This window comes from Fulvivirga marina, from assembly GCF_016775155.1.
GTDB classification, from domain to species: domain Bacteria; phylum Bacteroidota; class Bacteroidia; order Cytophagales; family Cyclobacteriaceae; genus Fulvivirga; species Fulvivirga marina.
On the sequence record NZ_JAEUGD010000058.1, the window covers coordinates 127,269 to 142,071 of the forward strand.

Below are 14,803 nucleotides of genomic sequence, written 5' to 3' on the forward strand. Positions count from 1 at the left end.
AACTTTAACTCTATCGATTAAAAAACTCAAAACAATGAAAAAGAATATCAGTATAAATATCAGCGGCATCATCTTTCACATAGAAGAAGATGCATTTGAAAAGCTTCGGGACTATCTGGACTCCATCAACCGGTACTTTTCCAGTTTTGAAGGCAGCCAAGAGATCATTGCAGACATTGAAAGCCGTATTGCTGAAATATTCCTTGCCAAATTAAATGAAGGCAAACAGATTATCAATACGGAAGATGTTGACTCCCTCATAGCTACTATGGGTAGCATCAAGGATTTTCAGGCCGTGGAAGAGCAAGACACTCCCGATGAAGGTCAAAAACACAGTGGATCTCAACAGGAATCGGACCAAAGCTGGTCAGACACTACATCCAGAAAGATGTACCGTGACGAGAAAAGGAAATTACTGGCCGGTGTTTGTGCAGGAATGGCCCATTACTTTAACATAGATCCCTTGTGGATACGCTTAATTACCATTATCCTGTTCTTAGGCAGCTATGGAGGCCTGATACTGGCATACATCATACTTTGGGTAGTGCTCCCTCCTAGTTATGACCTTTCTGAAGATAAAAAGCTTAAGAAGATGTACAGGAACCCGGATGGGAAAGTCATCGCCGGGGTTTCGTCAGGCGTAGCCACTTACTTTGGTGTAGATGTGGTAGTAATACGCGTATTGTTCGTGATCTTTACATTTCTTGGTGGCTCAGGCTTATTAGCCTATATTATCCTCTGGATTATACTCCCGGAAGCTAAGTCCATCACAGACAAAGTTCAAATGCAGGGGGACCCTGTTACGCTTAGCAACATTGAGTCCAACATTAAAAAAGGACTTCATGTAGAGGAGGGTGAAGAGAATATCCTGATCAAGATCCTACTTTTCCCATTCAGGTTAATTGCAGCTATTATCAATGGCTTAGGCAAGGCTTTGGGACCAATCATGCTTTTTCTCGTTGAGTTCATAAGAGTCATTGCAGGGGTTATATTTATTATCACCGGGGTGTCAGCAGTTCTTGCTATGGTAATAGCCTTAGGAGCGTTTCTTGGCATCTTCACAACCGGCTTCCTGTACGACCCCGCATTTGGCGGCTATGAAAATATGGGGCTTCCGTTAGACCTTATCACTGATAGTTTTCCAACATTTACTTCTATTGCCGCTTTTCTGGTAATAACGGTACCCAGCATTTTCCTTATTCTCTTAGGAGCATCCATCATTGGCAAGAGAATAATTTTTAATGCCACCGTAGGCTGGTCATTATTTGCCATATTTATCATTAGTGGCATCGTCGTATCTGCCAACATTCCAAGGATTGTTTATAACTTCAGAGAAGAGGGTGAGCACAAAGTAACTGAAAACTATGATCTGGGTAACAAGACTGCAATATTAACCCTGAAAGAAGTGGGTATGGAAGACTATGATGTAACCACCTTAAAACTCAGAGGTCATAGCGGCTCGGGTTATGAATTAGTTCAGGTTTTTGAATCTCGTGGCCGTTCAAGAAAAGAAGCTTCTGAAAATGCTCAGATGATCTCTTACAATGTAACCTTTATGGACTCTGTATTTACTTTTGACTCTAACATCAGGTTTAAAGATGATGCTATTTTCAGGGCTCAGCACCTTGACATGACATTGTATATACCTTACAACAAACCCTTTATGATGGAGGAAGATATGAAACATATCATCAGAAACACCATCTATCGCAATGGTTACAGGGTATCCGATATGGAAAACAATACATGGATATTCACTGAAGAGGGTAGCCTGAAATGTACCACCTGCCCTGAACGTTTTGAAGATGAGGGTAGGTTTGAAGAAGATAGCAATGACACATATCCAACAAAAACCAGTAGGTACAGTAATGGTGAGTTTGATAAGGAATATACATTTCGTGACGGCTTCCAAGCCATAGATGCAGAAAGTGCCTTCATCATTAATGTAGTGAATGCCAAAGCATACAAAGTGGGGATCAATGGACAAGAAAAGTATATTGATGACATTGATGTATATGTTGAAGGGGATAAACTTTTTATAGACTATGACGGTCCAAGGAGATTGATATTACGCGATCTTACCCGAAATGATATTGAAATTACCGTTTATACTCCCGAATTAACGGAAGTAGAACTAACCGGAGCATGCAAGTTTTATATGAATAACTTCAAGCAACGCAACTTGAGCCTCTCTATAACGGGAGCATCTTACGCAAAACTATCAGACATTCAGATTGATGACATGGATGTTGAGCTTACCGGAGCCTCGGAAATGATCTTAAGCGGAGAATCATTGAACCTCCGTGCCGACCTATCCGGAGCCTCGCATATGGATGCCGATGATTTTAAAGTTAGCAATGCCGCTATTGAGGCACACGGTGCTTCTACCGCCAAAGTTTATGTTACTAAAGAACTGGAAATCGAAGAGACGTTTGCAAGTAAAGTAAACTATCGAGGAGGAGCCAGAGTAACCAGCGAGCGCAATGGTTTATAAATCTTTATAATCAACGAGATAAAGGAACACCCGTCATTCTGAATATTTTCAGGGTGACGGGTTTATTTTTATCAATTCAATCATAAAACGACTATTTCATTACTCCATGTTTTAATAAAACAGTGCCAAATTGTAGCAATTAGCCAAATGCAGTGTAACTTTATATCAGACCAAGTTTTTAATACATGAAGTTCTCACTGCTCTTCATTATGGCTGCGTCCTTTATAGCATGCAGAAGCAGCACTGCTCAACAAACATCGCAAGGCGTTAAAGGTCAGGTTTTTTGGTTTGAAGGAAACTTTATGCCTGGTCCCGGCCAATCTAATAAAGGCAGACCCGTACAAAGGGATATACTCATCTATGAGGTAACGTCCATGGATGAAGCCACAAAGGAAAATCAACTTTACAATGAGATACCCTCCAGGCTAATCAAAACAGTTATAACAGATAAAAACGGGAAATTTTCTACTGACCTGCCTCCTGGAACATACTCTATTTTCACAAAAGAGAAAGAAGGACTGTTCGCCAATGTATTTGATGGAGAAGGCCATATTAACCCCGTCACTATCAAAGCAGGTGAAATAACCGAGATAATCATAAACATTAACTATAAAGCTGTTTACTAATGATATCTACTCTATCTGTTATCAATACCACCATTTTGTCGCTGCTAGGTGCTCTACATATTTATTGGGCATTTGGCGGCAATTGGGCTGCCAAAAATGTCTTACCTAGGACACAAAACGGGGAACTATTGTTCGTACCCCGTACCATTGATTGCATTGTAGTGGCGGCTGGCCTCCTCGCATTTGCCTCATTTTTTATGATCTACTCTTTTATTCCCGTACCTTCATTACCGAAATGGCTAATTACTAATGGCCTCTGGTTTATCGGAGCAATATTTACCATACGCGCTATAGGGGATTTCAGGTATGTTGGCTTTATGAAAAAAATCAAGAATAATACATTTGCCTCACTTGACACAAAGTACTACTCCCCACTTTGTCTGTATCTAGGTTTAAGTAGCTTTCTGATCAATGTAGGCTAATCATTTTTCCCAGCAGCCATAAAGAATTTTTTTTCATGGTCTGGAGTTCGTATTTTTATATTTAAAAATTAATATATAATGGTAAAAACTAACCGTACACTTCTGCTGCTATTAGCCGTTCTTATCAGCTTCTCAAGCTGTAAGGATGATGATCCTTCATTAAGCCCCGAAGAACAGTTAAAAGTAGACACCAACAACTGGCTCTACGATATTATGAAAGAGGTCTATTATTGGACCGATGAAATACCTGCGAACGTAGACAAATCAAAAGATACTGAAGAGCTTTTCTACGACCTTGTTTATTCAGATGACAGATTCTCCGTGATCGTCCCTAATTATCAAGACCTCATCAACTCTTTGAGCGGTGTAAGTAAGGATGCCGGGTATGAATTTGCGTTGGCAAAAGTTGAAAATAGCAACGATGTAATTGTCATTGTTGTTTATACCAAAGACAACTCGTCAGCAAAAACTGCAGGTCTAAAAAGAGGAGATGTGATCTACAAGATCAATGGAACCACCATCACTTTATCAAACTATCGGACATTAGTCCCTGAAATCTACAATGACCACTCCATCACCTACAGAAGATACAATGAAAGCTTATCTGCCTACGAAGACCAGGGCAACGTCAACCTGTCAGCGGTAGTTTTGGCTGAGAACCCTAACTTACTGGATACGGTCCTCACCATCGGCGACCGAAAAATTGGTTACTATGTATATAACTTCTTTTCTCCCGGTACAACTGATGCAAAAGAATATGATACAGAAATGAATCAGATTATAGCCAATTTCAAAAGCAACGGTGTAAATGAAATGATCCTAGATCTGAGATACAATAGTGGTGGTTCGGTATCATCAGCCACTAACCTGGCCAGCTTGTTAGCACCGGGTGTTAGCTCTACTGATGTTTTCTATCAAAACCAGTGGAATGACCTGTATCAAAATTATATCGAAAGTCAGCCTGATGGAGATGATATACTAAGAGGAAAGTTTCTTAGCAAACCAGAGAATATAGGCAGCGATATTGGCAATCAACTTTATGTACTCACCGGATCAAATACAGCTTCCGCCAGTGAATTGATCATCAACGGGCTTGATCCCTATATGAATGTGACGATTATAGGTGACACCACTGTAGGTAAAAACGTAGGCTCCATTCCTATTGATGATCAGGACAATGAAAATAATAAGTATGGTATACTTCCAATAGTCTTCAAGATTTTTAATAGTGAAATGTATTCTGGCTATGACAATGGCTTTGCTCCTTTAGGAAGCAACCTGGTTAACGACTTCCAATACCCAATGAAGGCTCTGGGTGATATCGAAGAACCCTTGTTGGCCCGTGCCATTGAGTTAATCCAGGGAACCAGCTTGGGCGGACGCCAGAGCAGAACCTCAGGAAAGGAGTTCAGCCCGATAATGACTTCTGTTGACAAAAAACCAAGAACCAACAGACTTATTTTTGACAGGCCTCTGAAATAAAGCTCACATGATATTATACAAACGGCTACTTCTTTACGGGGTAGCCGTTTGTATTTTTGGATAGTCACTATTATGTGCATTTATTCCTTTTTCCTAGATTCACAGCTGCACTTCAAAAGCAAACTATGGCATTTAATATTGATGAATACCAGAAAATCCTTTTTCCCTATGCATATAACATTTTAGGAAATGCCGAAGATGCCAAAGACATCATACAGGATACGATGATCAAATGGCAAAATGTAGATCACGCAAAGGTTGAGAATGAGAAGTCATACCTGATCAGGTCAGTGATAAATGCCGCCATCAACTTCAAAGACAAACAAAAAGAAAGGCTCTCTGATTATCCCGGAGACTGGTTGCCTGAACCTGTACACCTGGATACCGAGATGGATCGCAGACACATCCTTTCCTATTCATTATTGGTCTTGCTGGAGCAACTAACCGCAAAGGAAAGAGCCATATTCATCTTAAAGGAATCATTTGATTTCAGTCATGCTGAAATTTCAAAATTACTAAACATTTCTGTCGAAAACTGTCGACAAATACTCAAGAGATCAAAGCAACGGTTAAACCCATCTATAACTCCCAGCGCAGAAAAGAATGAGACCAAACTGAAGCTATTTGTTGAAGCCATGATTAATGGTAATGCAGAAGCATTGCAACAAATGTTAACCAACGATATTAAAGCCGTTTCTGATGGAGGCAAGGAAGTCTCTGCTATAAGAAAGGCTATTTTTGGACCTAAAAATGTTAGAAAACTGCTCCTTGGCATCTATGAGAAATTTTATAAACATAGCAATGTCAAAATAAACCTTGCCGAGTTAAACCATCAACCTGCCCTATTGTATACCGAAGGTCAAGCCATTCGCCTTTGTCAAGTATTCCAGTTTAGCAAAACCGGCACTATAGAACGTATCTACTTCGTAAGGAATCCTGAAAAGTTAAAAAACCTGACTTCCCTATAATTCAGTTTTTTTATTCTTTTTGCAAAAAATCAACTAAAAGCGTCACGCTCTCCCGCGATTTTCTGTCATATCCATGAATCATTTTTAAAATCAAAAAACTATATAAAATCATGGAAAGAATTTCATATCAGGAGTTACCACAGGATTTGTTTTCAGGAATGTTAAAAACTGAAGAAAAGCTACGTGATTCAGGGATCAGCACTAAAGAGTTGGAACTTATGCGCTACAGAGCTTCTCAGATCAACAATTGCGCATATTGCCTCGACATGCACTTCAAAGAAGCCACTCATGCAGGTGAATCACCACTTCGTTTGTATTCAGTATCTGCATGGCGAGAAGCTCCATATTACTCAGAAAGGGAACAAGCTATGTTAGCCATGGCTGAGGCATTAACACTTTTACCAGAAGAGGGAATACACGAGGCCCTTTATGAAGAGCTTCAAAAACACTTTTCGAAGGCAGAGATTGCCAACCTTGCTTTGGCTGTTGCCCAGATCAATTCGTGGAACAGATTAGTTAATTGCTTTAAGTTTACTCCTGGAAATTACGAGGTAGGGCAGCATTAACTTTTAGTAGTGACAGCCTAAACATGAGGCCGTCTCAAAAGCAATTTGAACGGCCTCAGTTTTTTTGTATATAAGATTTTTTCAGATAAGCACCTGAATACGTACTTTCTTAGCAAACATCGTTTAATGGATTATCAAAAAGGTCGCTTTCATCTTCTCCTCGTCTTGGATTGAGACATTGGAAGTCTTTCTCCACTAAAATATGAAGCTTGTCACCATCCTTTAATGGCTGTTCTGCTTCAAAGCCAACCTGATTCGAACTAACCCATTGTTCTGAAACCTGAGAAGGAACATCGATCATAATAAAATCCCCATCATACGATGCCGTAACCTCTGGCTGATCAATTACCTGTAGTGTATAAATAAGCTTACGGACACCAAAATTAATGCTATCGCTAGTTCTACCTTCACTTTTCACCTCTTCCACTTCGCTCTGCGAGAGTCGAAGTCGCAGTGTATTTCCTTTAATTCTTATTTTCATAGGCCAGTCTTTCCCTTCCACAATATACGTTAAAGCTCTGATTTCTTACAAAGCCCAACAAGGTCATATTAAAATCAGTAGCCAAAGCAACTGCCAGGCTTGACGGAGCACCTACAGCCGCCATTAGAGGCACTCCAGCCATTAACGACTTCTGCACCAACTCAAAGCTGGCTCGCCCACTTACCAGCACAAAGTAATCTGACAGAGGAATCATCTGCTTAACCAAAGCAGTTCCTACCAGTTTATCCAAGGCGTTGTGCCTTCCTACATCCTCTCTCATGATCATTAACTCTCCTTGTTTGTTAAACAAGCCTGCTGCATGCAACCCTCCAGTATATTCAAATACACGTTGCTCAGCCCGTAATATATCAGGCGCCTGATGGATGACATTTTCATCAATCTTCAAAGCAGAGCTGATTACGGGACAACCAGTTTTAACTGCATCTATAGACGTCTTACTGCAAACACCGCAACTAGACGATGTATAGAAATGTCGTTCAATCTTTTTAAAATCGATCTGCACAGAAGGTGACAGTTCCACTCGCACCACGTTCTCTTTCTCCGCCTGTTTGCCCGTACCCTGACAATAACGAATGCTTACTACCTCATCGTATGACAATATAATATTTTCGGTAAACAGAAACCCTAGTGCCAGTTCAAAATCATGCCCTGGGGTTCTCATAGTAACGGATATGCTTCGTTGCTCACGTTGCTGCTCAGCCCCAAAACCTATACGAATTTCAAGCGGTTCCTCAACAGCTATCAGGTCCGGCTTAATTTCAGGAGCCCTCTCCCCAACTTTTAATATCTCTGCCTTGTCTACTCTATCCATCGCTATTTGATTTAAAACAGCAAATGTTAACAATTAGCTCAGCCCGGTGATTTTACCATTATTGTCAATATCCATACCCTCAGCCGCAGGTAAAGCAGGCAGCCCTGGCATTCGCAGCATGTTACCGGTTATCGGTATACAAAAACCAGCCCCGGCTGCTATTTCTATTTCTCTCACCGTCAAAGTAAAATTCTCAGGCCTTCCCAGCCACTTAGGGTCATCGCTGAAGGAGTTTTGCGTTTTGGCTATGCAAATCGGCTTATCATTCAGACCTATTCTTTCTATCTTTTTAAGGTTTTGCTTTGCTTTAGGTAAAAACTCCACATCACGCGCACCATATATTTTTCTCGCTACAGCCTCAATTTTCTCCTTTACCCCCCAGTTCCAGTCATACACAGGGCTATATTTGCCTTTAAATGACTCTACAGAAGCCACCACCTGCTCTGCAAGCTCCCTGGTACCTTCTCCTCCATGTTCCCAGCCCTCACAAAGCGCCACACGGATACCCAATGCTTCACAACGTTTTTTCACCAAACTGATCTCTTCATCTGTATCGCTGATAAACTTGTTGATGGCAACAACTGCTGGTACACCATAGGTTTTTGTATTTTCAAGGTGCTTCTCAAGGTTCAGGAGTCCCTTAGACAAACTCACTGTATCAGGTTCTTTCAATTCTGCCAATGGCTGGCCTCCATGGTACTTCAAAGCACGTATAGTAGCTACAACTACAATAGTTTTGGGAGACAATCCTGAATATCCACACTTGATATTCAGGAATTTTTCAGCTCCAAGATCAGCTCCAAAACCAGCTTCAGTTACCACATAGTCTGACAATGACATCCCCATTTTTGTGGCAATAACAGAGTTAGTACCCTGCGCAATATTGGCAAACGGCCCTCCATGGAGAATAGCAGGGTTACCCTCAAGTGTCTGAACCAGGTTAGGTTTGATGGCATCTTTTAACAAAACTGCCATAGCCCCTTCGGCTTTAATATCTCTCGCAAATACGGCTTCTCCCTGATAGGTATCCCCTATATAAATATTACCAATTTTAGCTTTTAGATCATCCATATTCCTGGCAAGACAAAGGATAGCCATAATCTCGGATGCGGCAGTAATGTTAAACCCAGTTTCACGCATCATACCTCCTGCCTTCCCCCCCATACCGGATACTATATTTCTCAACGAGCGATCATTCATATCCATCACACGTTTCCACTCCACAGTACGAGGATCAATACCCAGGTTATTTTTAGCACTTTGAATATTATTATCAATCATAGCCGCAAGTAGATTATTCGCTTTTTCTATGGCCGCAAAGTCTCCGGTAAAGTGTAGATTTATATCTTCCATCGGTACTACCTGAGAGTACCCTCCTCCGGCAGCCCCTCCTTTCATCCCAAAGACAGGGCCGAGTGATGGCTCCCTGAGTACTACTGTTGTTAACTTTCCTATACGATTCAATCCTTCTGTCAACCCAATTGAGGTAGTAGTTTTACCTTCGCCCGCCGGAGTAGGTGTCATTGCTGTAACCAATATAAGATTACTTTGAGCTACTTTCTTCTCATCTATAAGATCTAAAGGCAGCTTAGCCTTGTACTTACCGTACATTTCAAGACTATCTTCGGGTATACCGACTGAAGAAGCAACATCACGAACGTGACGCAGGTCTGCTGATTGGGCTATTTCCAGGTCAGTTCCCGGCTTTTTTTTCACTGAAGTACTCATTTTGATATAAAATTCATCGTTTGTGATTACATTATTCAAATTTAACAGGGTAATTGGAAACCATATTATTTTTGTGAGTGTATTTAACTGACTTTTCACCAGACAGCTACATAACAAGATGCAAAATTACGACGCAACGAACGTTCCTCCATCCAATAATCTATTGTTTTAGCTTTTTTCTACATGCATATTTGTAGTGTGAAAAGAAGAAAGGGGCAATTCGATTTTAAGCAATTTAGTATCAAACAAGAGAAAAGTGCCATGAAAGTTGGAACTGACGGTGTTTTGTTAGGAGCCTGGGCTTGTGTAAGCGGTTCCAAAACTGTACTTGACATTGGTACAGGCACAGGACTTATCGCTTTAATGATAGCCCAGCGTAACCCCACCGCTATCATAGACTCCATTGAAATCGATCAGGAGTCAGTGATCGAAGCTACTAACAACGTGATGCATAGCCCCTGGACTGAAAGGGTAAGGGTTTTTCATGAGAGCATTCAAAATTTCAGCGAACATGCTGCACACACTTATGACCTCATTGTATCCAACCCTCCTTTTTTTAATTCAGGAACACCCTCCCCAATAACCAACAGGCACCAAGCCAGGCACACGGGTCAATTATCCCAAGAGGACCTAATCAAAGCTGTTACCAGGCTTTTATCAGACTCTGGTAAATTTTGTGTTATATTACCAGTTACGGAGAGTGAACACTTTATTTTTCTGGCCGCTAATAACAATTTATCGGTTAGTCACAAAACCATTTTTCACCCTAAAGCCCGGAAACCTTCCGAACGCCTCTTAATTGAGTTTAGCCGCCAAGCTTCTCCCTTTACTGAGAACAAGCTAGTTCAGTACTGTGAAGATGGTAGTTGGACAGAAGAGTACAAAAAACTGACACGCGACTTTCATATTAAACTATAATGTAAAATCAGAGTCTCTTTAAGCTTCAAAGCCAACTCAAAAGCCTCCCTTGGCATGTAGGTTGATGTTCTGATCAAAACAGGTTCGGAAGGTTAAAAAAATTTAAAAATAAGCGTCAAGCACAGACTAGAAACCATCTCCAAAAACAACAACAAACTGACTTACAATAGGTTAAAATCCAAAATAACCTTAATGTTACCTAAAAATAAACAATGCTTATATCACTAGCATTAATGGATGAGTTCTACTATCTTTATATCGATATTTGGGCCTCTTTGATATAGCAAGGGCCTCTTTTAACCTTGCTACTCCCTGACACTCAAACATCGTGTTTTTAATTAATTTATTATTTCCAATGAACATTTTTGTAGCAAAGCTAAACTACCGAACCACCAGCGAAGAACTCCAAAGACAGTTTGAAGCATTTGGTGAAGTCAGTTCTGCCAAAGTTATCTTTGACAGAGAAACACAACGATCTAAAGGTTTCGGGTTTGTTGAAATGCCAGATGATGATGCCGCCAGAGAGGCTATTCAGGCACTCAATGAGTCTGAATTTGACGGAAGAACTATCGTTGTTAAAGAAGCGAGACCGAAAACTGAAACTTATTAATTTATAATAAACATCAGTGTTACAAACCGTCCCAATTCATAATTGAGACGGTTTTTTTTATTTTCAGCCACACCACCTCCTACCCAACACCTCCACCAGGTTAAACACAATAGCTAAAAGCTTGCTCTTGAAAATCTTAAAAGAAAATTTCAAAAAATTATTCATTGTTTAAACATTATTGTTTTAACATCGTTTATATTTGCATGAAACAAATTGAAATCACAAAAATTAGAATCATGAAAAAAGTAAGTCTATTATCAGCCTTAGTACTTATTGCTGGTATGTCTTTCGGCCAAACCAAATGGGGAATTGATGCCGCTCACTCTAACATCGGCTTCACTGTAAGTCATATGGTTATTTCAGAAACTGAAGGTAACTTCAAAGAATTTGATGCTACTGTTACCAGCAGCAAAGAAGATTTTGATGGCGCTGCAGTTGTATTTACTGCCAAAGTAGCTTCTATCGACACAGACAACGAGAAAAGAGATGAGCACTTAAAAGGAGAAGATTTCTTCAACGCTGAAAAGTATCCTGAAATTAAATTTGATGGTAAGATCAAGAAATCAGGTTCTAAATATCAGCTAGTTGGAGATTTCACTATGAGAGGTGTAACTAAAAAAGTGACTTTTGATGTGAAGTACAACGGCACTGTTAAAGACCCTTGGGGAAACATCAAATCAGGTTTCAAAATTAACGGAATTGTTAACAGACAAGATTACGGGTTGAAATGGGGTGCATTGACTGAAGCCGGTGGCGCTGTAGTAGGAGATGAAGTCAATATCATCTGTAATGTTGAGTTACAGAAAAAAGGTTAGTATCTTGGAGGGTTAAAAAGACCCTCCAGTTTTTTTATAAATTAATATGGGCTTAGGTTCTATCACCTATTACCCATATGCCTGTTTCACTTGTAGATCGCTGGAGATGAATCCCATAGAAATGAATTTTGAAGAAGAAATACAGCAAAAAAAATTTAAAAGTGAAAAACAGAAGGCTACTCTAAACCTGATTTTCACATCCGGATGGCTGGTTAACAGACATAAGGAATTTTTTAAACCTTTTGGCATTACCAATCAACAATACAATGTCTTGCGTATTTTGCGTGGCCAACACCCCAAATCCATATCAACCTGCGTTATTAAAGAGCGGATGCTTGACAGAAACTCTGATGTATCCAGAATTGTAGATCGCCTTACCCTAAAAGGCTGGGTAAGTAAAGAAATTTGCCCCAATGACCGTAGACTTGTAGATGTCATCATCAGCGACGACGGCTTAGCTCTGCTTAAGAGAATGGATAGTGCTGTTGAAAAACTGGACAGTCAACTGGGGAATTTATCTGAAAAAGACGCAAAGCTCCTAAATGATCTATTAGACAAAATCAGGGAATAAGAATTTATCCTTCAAAAAGCATAAATTAATCGCGCAATTTTAGCTTATCACATGGTTCTCCCGTTTGTCATCAACCATGAAAAAGATACTAAAAGCCATTCTGATTAACATAGGTTGTGTTGCCCTTATAATTTTTGCTGGTGAAAAACAATAGCAGTTTCATGAGAGGAGGTAACAAACCTATTGACAGTCAAGGTAACGTAATGATAACCACTATCCTGACATCCGCCCCTGAAAGCGGCCAAAAGAACGGTTTGTAAAAGCTGTGAAGTATGGAATAAAGGAAAATGAGCCCACTCTACGAGAGCCCATGATGCCATATATTCAGCTAAAAGACAGTGAGTCTAAAGCTATTTATGCTTATCTAAAGACTATACCTGCAATAAAAAATGAAATAAAGCGCTCTATGATCGACTAAGAACCAACAACTTCTGACGTGAGTACCCCCTTAAACAAAGGCATATGTATAGTAAAGGTGGTTCCCACACCTTCTTCACTATCTACAGTAATGCTACCGCCATTCATTTCTGAAAAGGAATAAACTAACTGTAACCCAAGACCAAGTCCTTTTTCCCCCTCTGTCCCCCATGATCTCTTGTGTCCGGCAAGCTTAAATAAACCTTTCAATTCCTCTTGAGGAATTCCTCTTCCGGTATCTGCAACATGTACAGCAGCCATACCATCATCCTTTTCTGCTGATAGCGTTACAAAGCCCCCTTCCCCTGTAAACTTCAACGCATTATTCACTAAATTTCTCAATATGGTTCTTAAACTATTACTATCCACCCATAGCTGAATATCTTCAGGAATATGTGTAGTTAAGCTAATTTTCTTAGCTTGGGCCATATTGTTAAACAACCCCATAATATCCTTAGAAAGATCATGAAGGTTAACCATTCCAGGACTATAGGGCACTTTTCCTTGCTGAGAAACTGCCCAATCCAACAGATCGTCCAGTAAGGTTGACAATTGATCTACAGAGTGATCAAAGTGTTCATTAAGTTCAACCAGTTCATCTATACAGTTCTGATCAATATACATTTTAATGAGCCTGGACATCCCCTTAAAAGCATGAACTGGCCCACGTAAATCATGAGAAATGATAGAAAAGAACTTATCCTTGGATTGATTTAACTCATCCAACTGATCTCGCTGCGTCTCAATTTCTTCTTTTTGTTCACTGAGGATGTAATTTGTGTGCTGCCTCTGCTTACTGTTTTTATAAAACATAAAAGCCAAAACACCCACCAGTATGGTTACAATGGTCAGTCCGACTCCTATAATCTGTTGATTGCGCTTTTGGACACTTAGCAAATCTACTTCTGCCTGCTTCTGAGAAACTTCATACTCAGTACGCAAATCCGCCATCTTCCGTATAGTCTCTTCATTATTGATACTGTCTCGGTAAACTATGTATTGACTTTGAAATTCAAAAGCCCTTTCGTATTCCCTAAGGTCGTTATAGAGTTCTGAAAGTTTAAGCGAAGCGTCTCTTATTTGCTCTTTAAAACCACCCTTAACAGCCTGTTTATGACTTCGATTTGCATACTCCAATGCTCTTTCATAGTCGCCCTTATCTTTGTATATATCCGCCATGTAAGTATCATAGACTGAAATTGCATATGTATCACCTAACCCCTTAAGTATACCAATGGCCTCATTTATATTTTCCTCCGCCAAATCATTTTGACCTTGTTCGGCATATACAAGACCTATATTTCCATGATTATATGCCAATCCGGTACGATGCTCTTTAATCGAAAAAAGCGTTTTCGACAATTTGAAAGCTATCAATGAGGAGTCAAGTTGCTTATTCAACCTATATGACTCACCTGAATTCATCAATAGGGTAGCCTGACCTAATGTATCTTTATGTACTTTATATATACCAATCCCCTTTTGATAATACTGTAAAGCAAGCCTGTAATTTCCTTGAAGCCTATAGACGCTGGCAATTGCATTATATGCGGAGGCCTCCCTACTGTATTCTCTACTGGCATCAACATACTTAAGGCTCTTAAAAAGAGCTTCTAACGCTTGATCCAAATCACCTTTCAGCTTATTAGCGTAACCAATGTTTAAAAGTGCCCTAAAAAGCCAATCCTCATTATTGTTCTCTTTTGAAAGTCTAATAGCTATTCCTGCAAACTCAATCCTTGTATTGGGATTCCTGTGTTTAACAAAAATTTGATGCAAATATTCGAAATGAGTAGAATCATCAGGAAAACTCATTTCCTTATAAGCCATAGCAAGACTATCTATTCTATTCGAATTTTGACTGTATAACGGC

The 14,803-nt window shown here is 39.9% G+C and carries 14 protein-coding genes; 10 read left to right on the forward strand and 4 right to left on the reverse strand.

Features of this window, described 5'->3' with window-relative positions; genetic code table 11:
• Nucleotides 1–34: 34 nt before the first annotated feature.
• The 6 genes from JMN32_RS16945 to JMN32_RS16970 all read left to right on the forward strand — a co-directional run bounded on the left by JMN32_RS16945 (nucleotide 35) and on the right by JMN32_RS16970 (nucleotide 6,558).
• On the forward strand, nucleotides 35–2,494 hold the full coding sequence (locus JMN32_RS16945) for a PspC domain-containing protein (protein WP_202857549.1): 2,460 nt from the start codon (nucleotides 35–37) through the stop codon (nucleotides 2,492–2,494).
• Between the two features lie 185 nt (nucleotides 2,495–2,679).
• Nucleotides 2,680–3,120 (forward strand): prealbumin-like fold domain-containing protein, encoded by a 441-nt coding sequence (locus JMN32_RS16950; RefSeq protein ID WP_238354519.1) that lies wholly within the window; start codon nucleotides 2,680–2,682, stop codon nucleotides 3,118–3,120.
• Nucleotides 3,120–3,542: a DUF3995 domain-containing protein gene (locus tag JMN32_RS16955; RefSeq protein WP_202857550.1), complete on the forward strand. Its 423-nt coding sequence runs from the start codon at nucleotides 3,120–3,122 to the stop codon at nucleotides 3,540–3,542. Before JMN32_RS16950 ends, JMN32_RS16955 begins: the two co-directional genes overlap by 1 nt.
• Nucleotides 3,543–3,620: 78 nt before the next feature.
• Nucleotides 3,621–5,024: a S41 family peptidase gene (locus JMN32_RS16960; RefSeq protein WP_202857551.1), complete on the forward strand. Its 1,404-nt coding sequence runs from the start codon at nucleotides 3,621–3,623 to the stop codon at nucleotides 5,022–5,024.
• A 125-nt stretch (nucleotides 5,025–5,149) separates the two neighbouring features.
• Complete coding sequence (locus JMN32_RS16965; RefSeq protein WP_202857552.1) at nucleotides 5,150–5,992, forward strand: sigma-70 family RNA polymerase sigma factor; 843 nt, start codon at nucleotides 5,150–5,152, stop codon at nucleotides 5,990–5,992.
• A 110-nt stretch (nucleotides 5,993–6,102) separates the two neighbouring features.
• Nucleotides 6,103–6,558, forward strand: a complete 456-nt coding sequence (locus JMN32_RS16970) for a carboxymuconolactone decarboxylase family protein (protein WP_202857553.1) — start codon at nucleotides 6,103–6,105, stop codon at nucleotides 6,556–6,558.
• Nucleotides 6,559–6,667: 109 nt separating this feature from the next.
• On the opposite strand, the gene JMN32_RS16975 is transcribed toward JMN32_RS16970, so the two are convergent.
• The 3 genes from JMN32_RS16975 to JMN32_RS16985 are packed head-to-tail and all read right to left on the reverse strand — an operon-like array spanning nucleotide 6,668 to nucleotide 9,587.
• Nucleotides 6,668–7,039, reverse strand: a complete 372-nt coding sequence (locus tag JMN32_RS16975) for a DUF7009 family protein (protein WP_202857554.1) — start codon at nucleotides 7,037–7,039, stop codon at nucleotides 6,668–6,670.
• A complete protein-coding gene (fdhD, locus tag JMN32_RS16980; RefSeq protein WP_202857555.1) occupies nucleotides 7,023–7,871 on the reverse strand; it encodes a formate dehydrogenase accessory sulfurtransferase FdhD in 849 nt (282 codons plus the stop codon). The genes JMN32_RS16975 and fdhD overlap by 17 nt, the downstream gene beginning before the upstream one ends.
• A 33-nt stretch (nucleotides 7,872–7,904) precedes the next feature.
• Nucleotides 7,905–9,587, reverse strand: a complete 1,683-nt coding sequence (locus JMN32_RS16985; RefSeq protein ID WP_317191789.1) for a formate--tetrahydrofolate ligase — start codon at nucleotides 9,585–9,587, stop codon at nucleotides 7,905–7,907.
• Nucleotides 9,588–9,797: 210 nt separating this feature from the next.
• Between JMN32_RS16985 and JMN32_RS16990 the strand changes: the two genes are divergently transcribed.
• From JMN32_RS16990 to JMN32_RS17005, 4 genes are all read left to right on the forward strand, one after another.
• Nucleotides 9,798–10,517: a tRNA1(Val) (adenine(37)-N6)-methyltransferase gene (locus JMN32_RS16990; protein ID WP_202857557.1), complete on the forward strand. Its 720-nt coding sequence runs from the start codon at nucleotides 9,798–9,800 to the stop codon at nucleotides 10,515–10,517.
• Nucleotides 10,518–10,872: 355 nt separating this feature from the next.
• Nucleotides 10,873–11,127 carry an RNA recognition motif domain-containing protein gene (locus tag JMN32_RS16995; protein ID WP_202857558.1) on the forward strand — a complete coding sequence of 85 codons (255 nt, stop codon included), beginning with the start codon at nucleotides 10,873–10,875 and terminating at the stop codon, nucleotides 11,125–11,127.
• Nucleotides 11,128–11,363: 236 nt separating this feature from the next.
• Entirely contained in the window at nucleotides 11,364–11,942 is a 579-nt protein-coding gene (locus JMN32_RS17000; protein ID WP_202857559.1) for a YceI family protein, read from the forward strand.
• A 46-nt stretch (nucleotides 11,943–11,988) separates the two neighbouring features.
• The gene (locus JMN32_RS17005) at nucleotides 11,989–12,513 is read left to right on the forward strand and encodes a MarR family winged helix-turn-helix transcriptional regulator (RefSeq protein ID WP_317191790.1); all 525 of its coding nucleotides are present in this window, start codon (nucleotides 11,989–11,991) and stop codon (nucleotides 12,511–12,513) included.
• Nucleotides 12,514–12,927: 414 nt separating this feature from the next.
• On the opposite strand, the gene JMN32_RS17010 is transcribed toward JMN32_RS17005, so the two are convergent.
• Nucleotides 12,928–14,760: a tetratricopeptide repeat-containing sensor histidine kinase gene (locus tag JMN32_RS17010; RefSeq protein ID WP_202857560.1), complete on the reverse strand. Its 1,833-nt coding sequence runs from the start codon at nucleotides 14,758–14,760 to the stop codon at nucleotides 12,928–12,930.
• Nucleotides 14,761–14,803 lie beyond the last annotated feature (43 nt).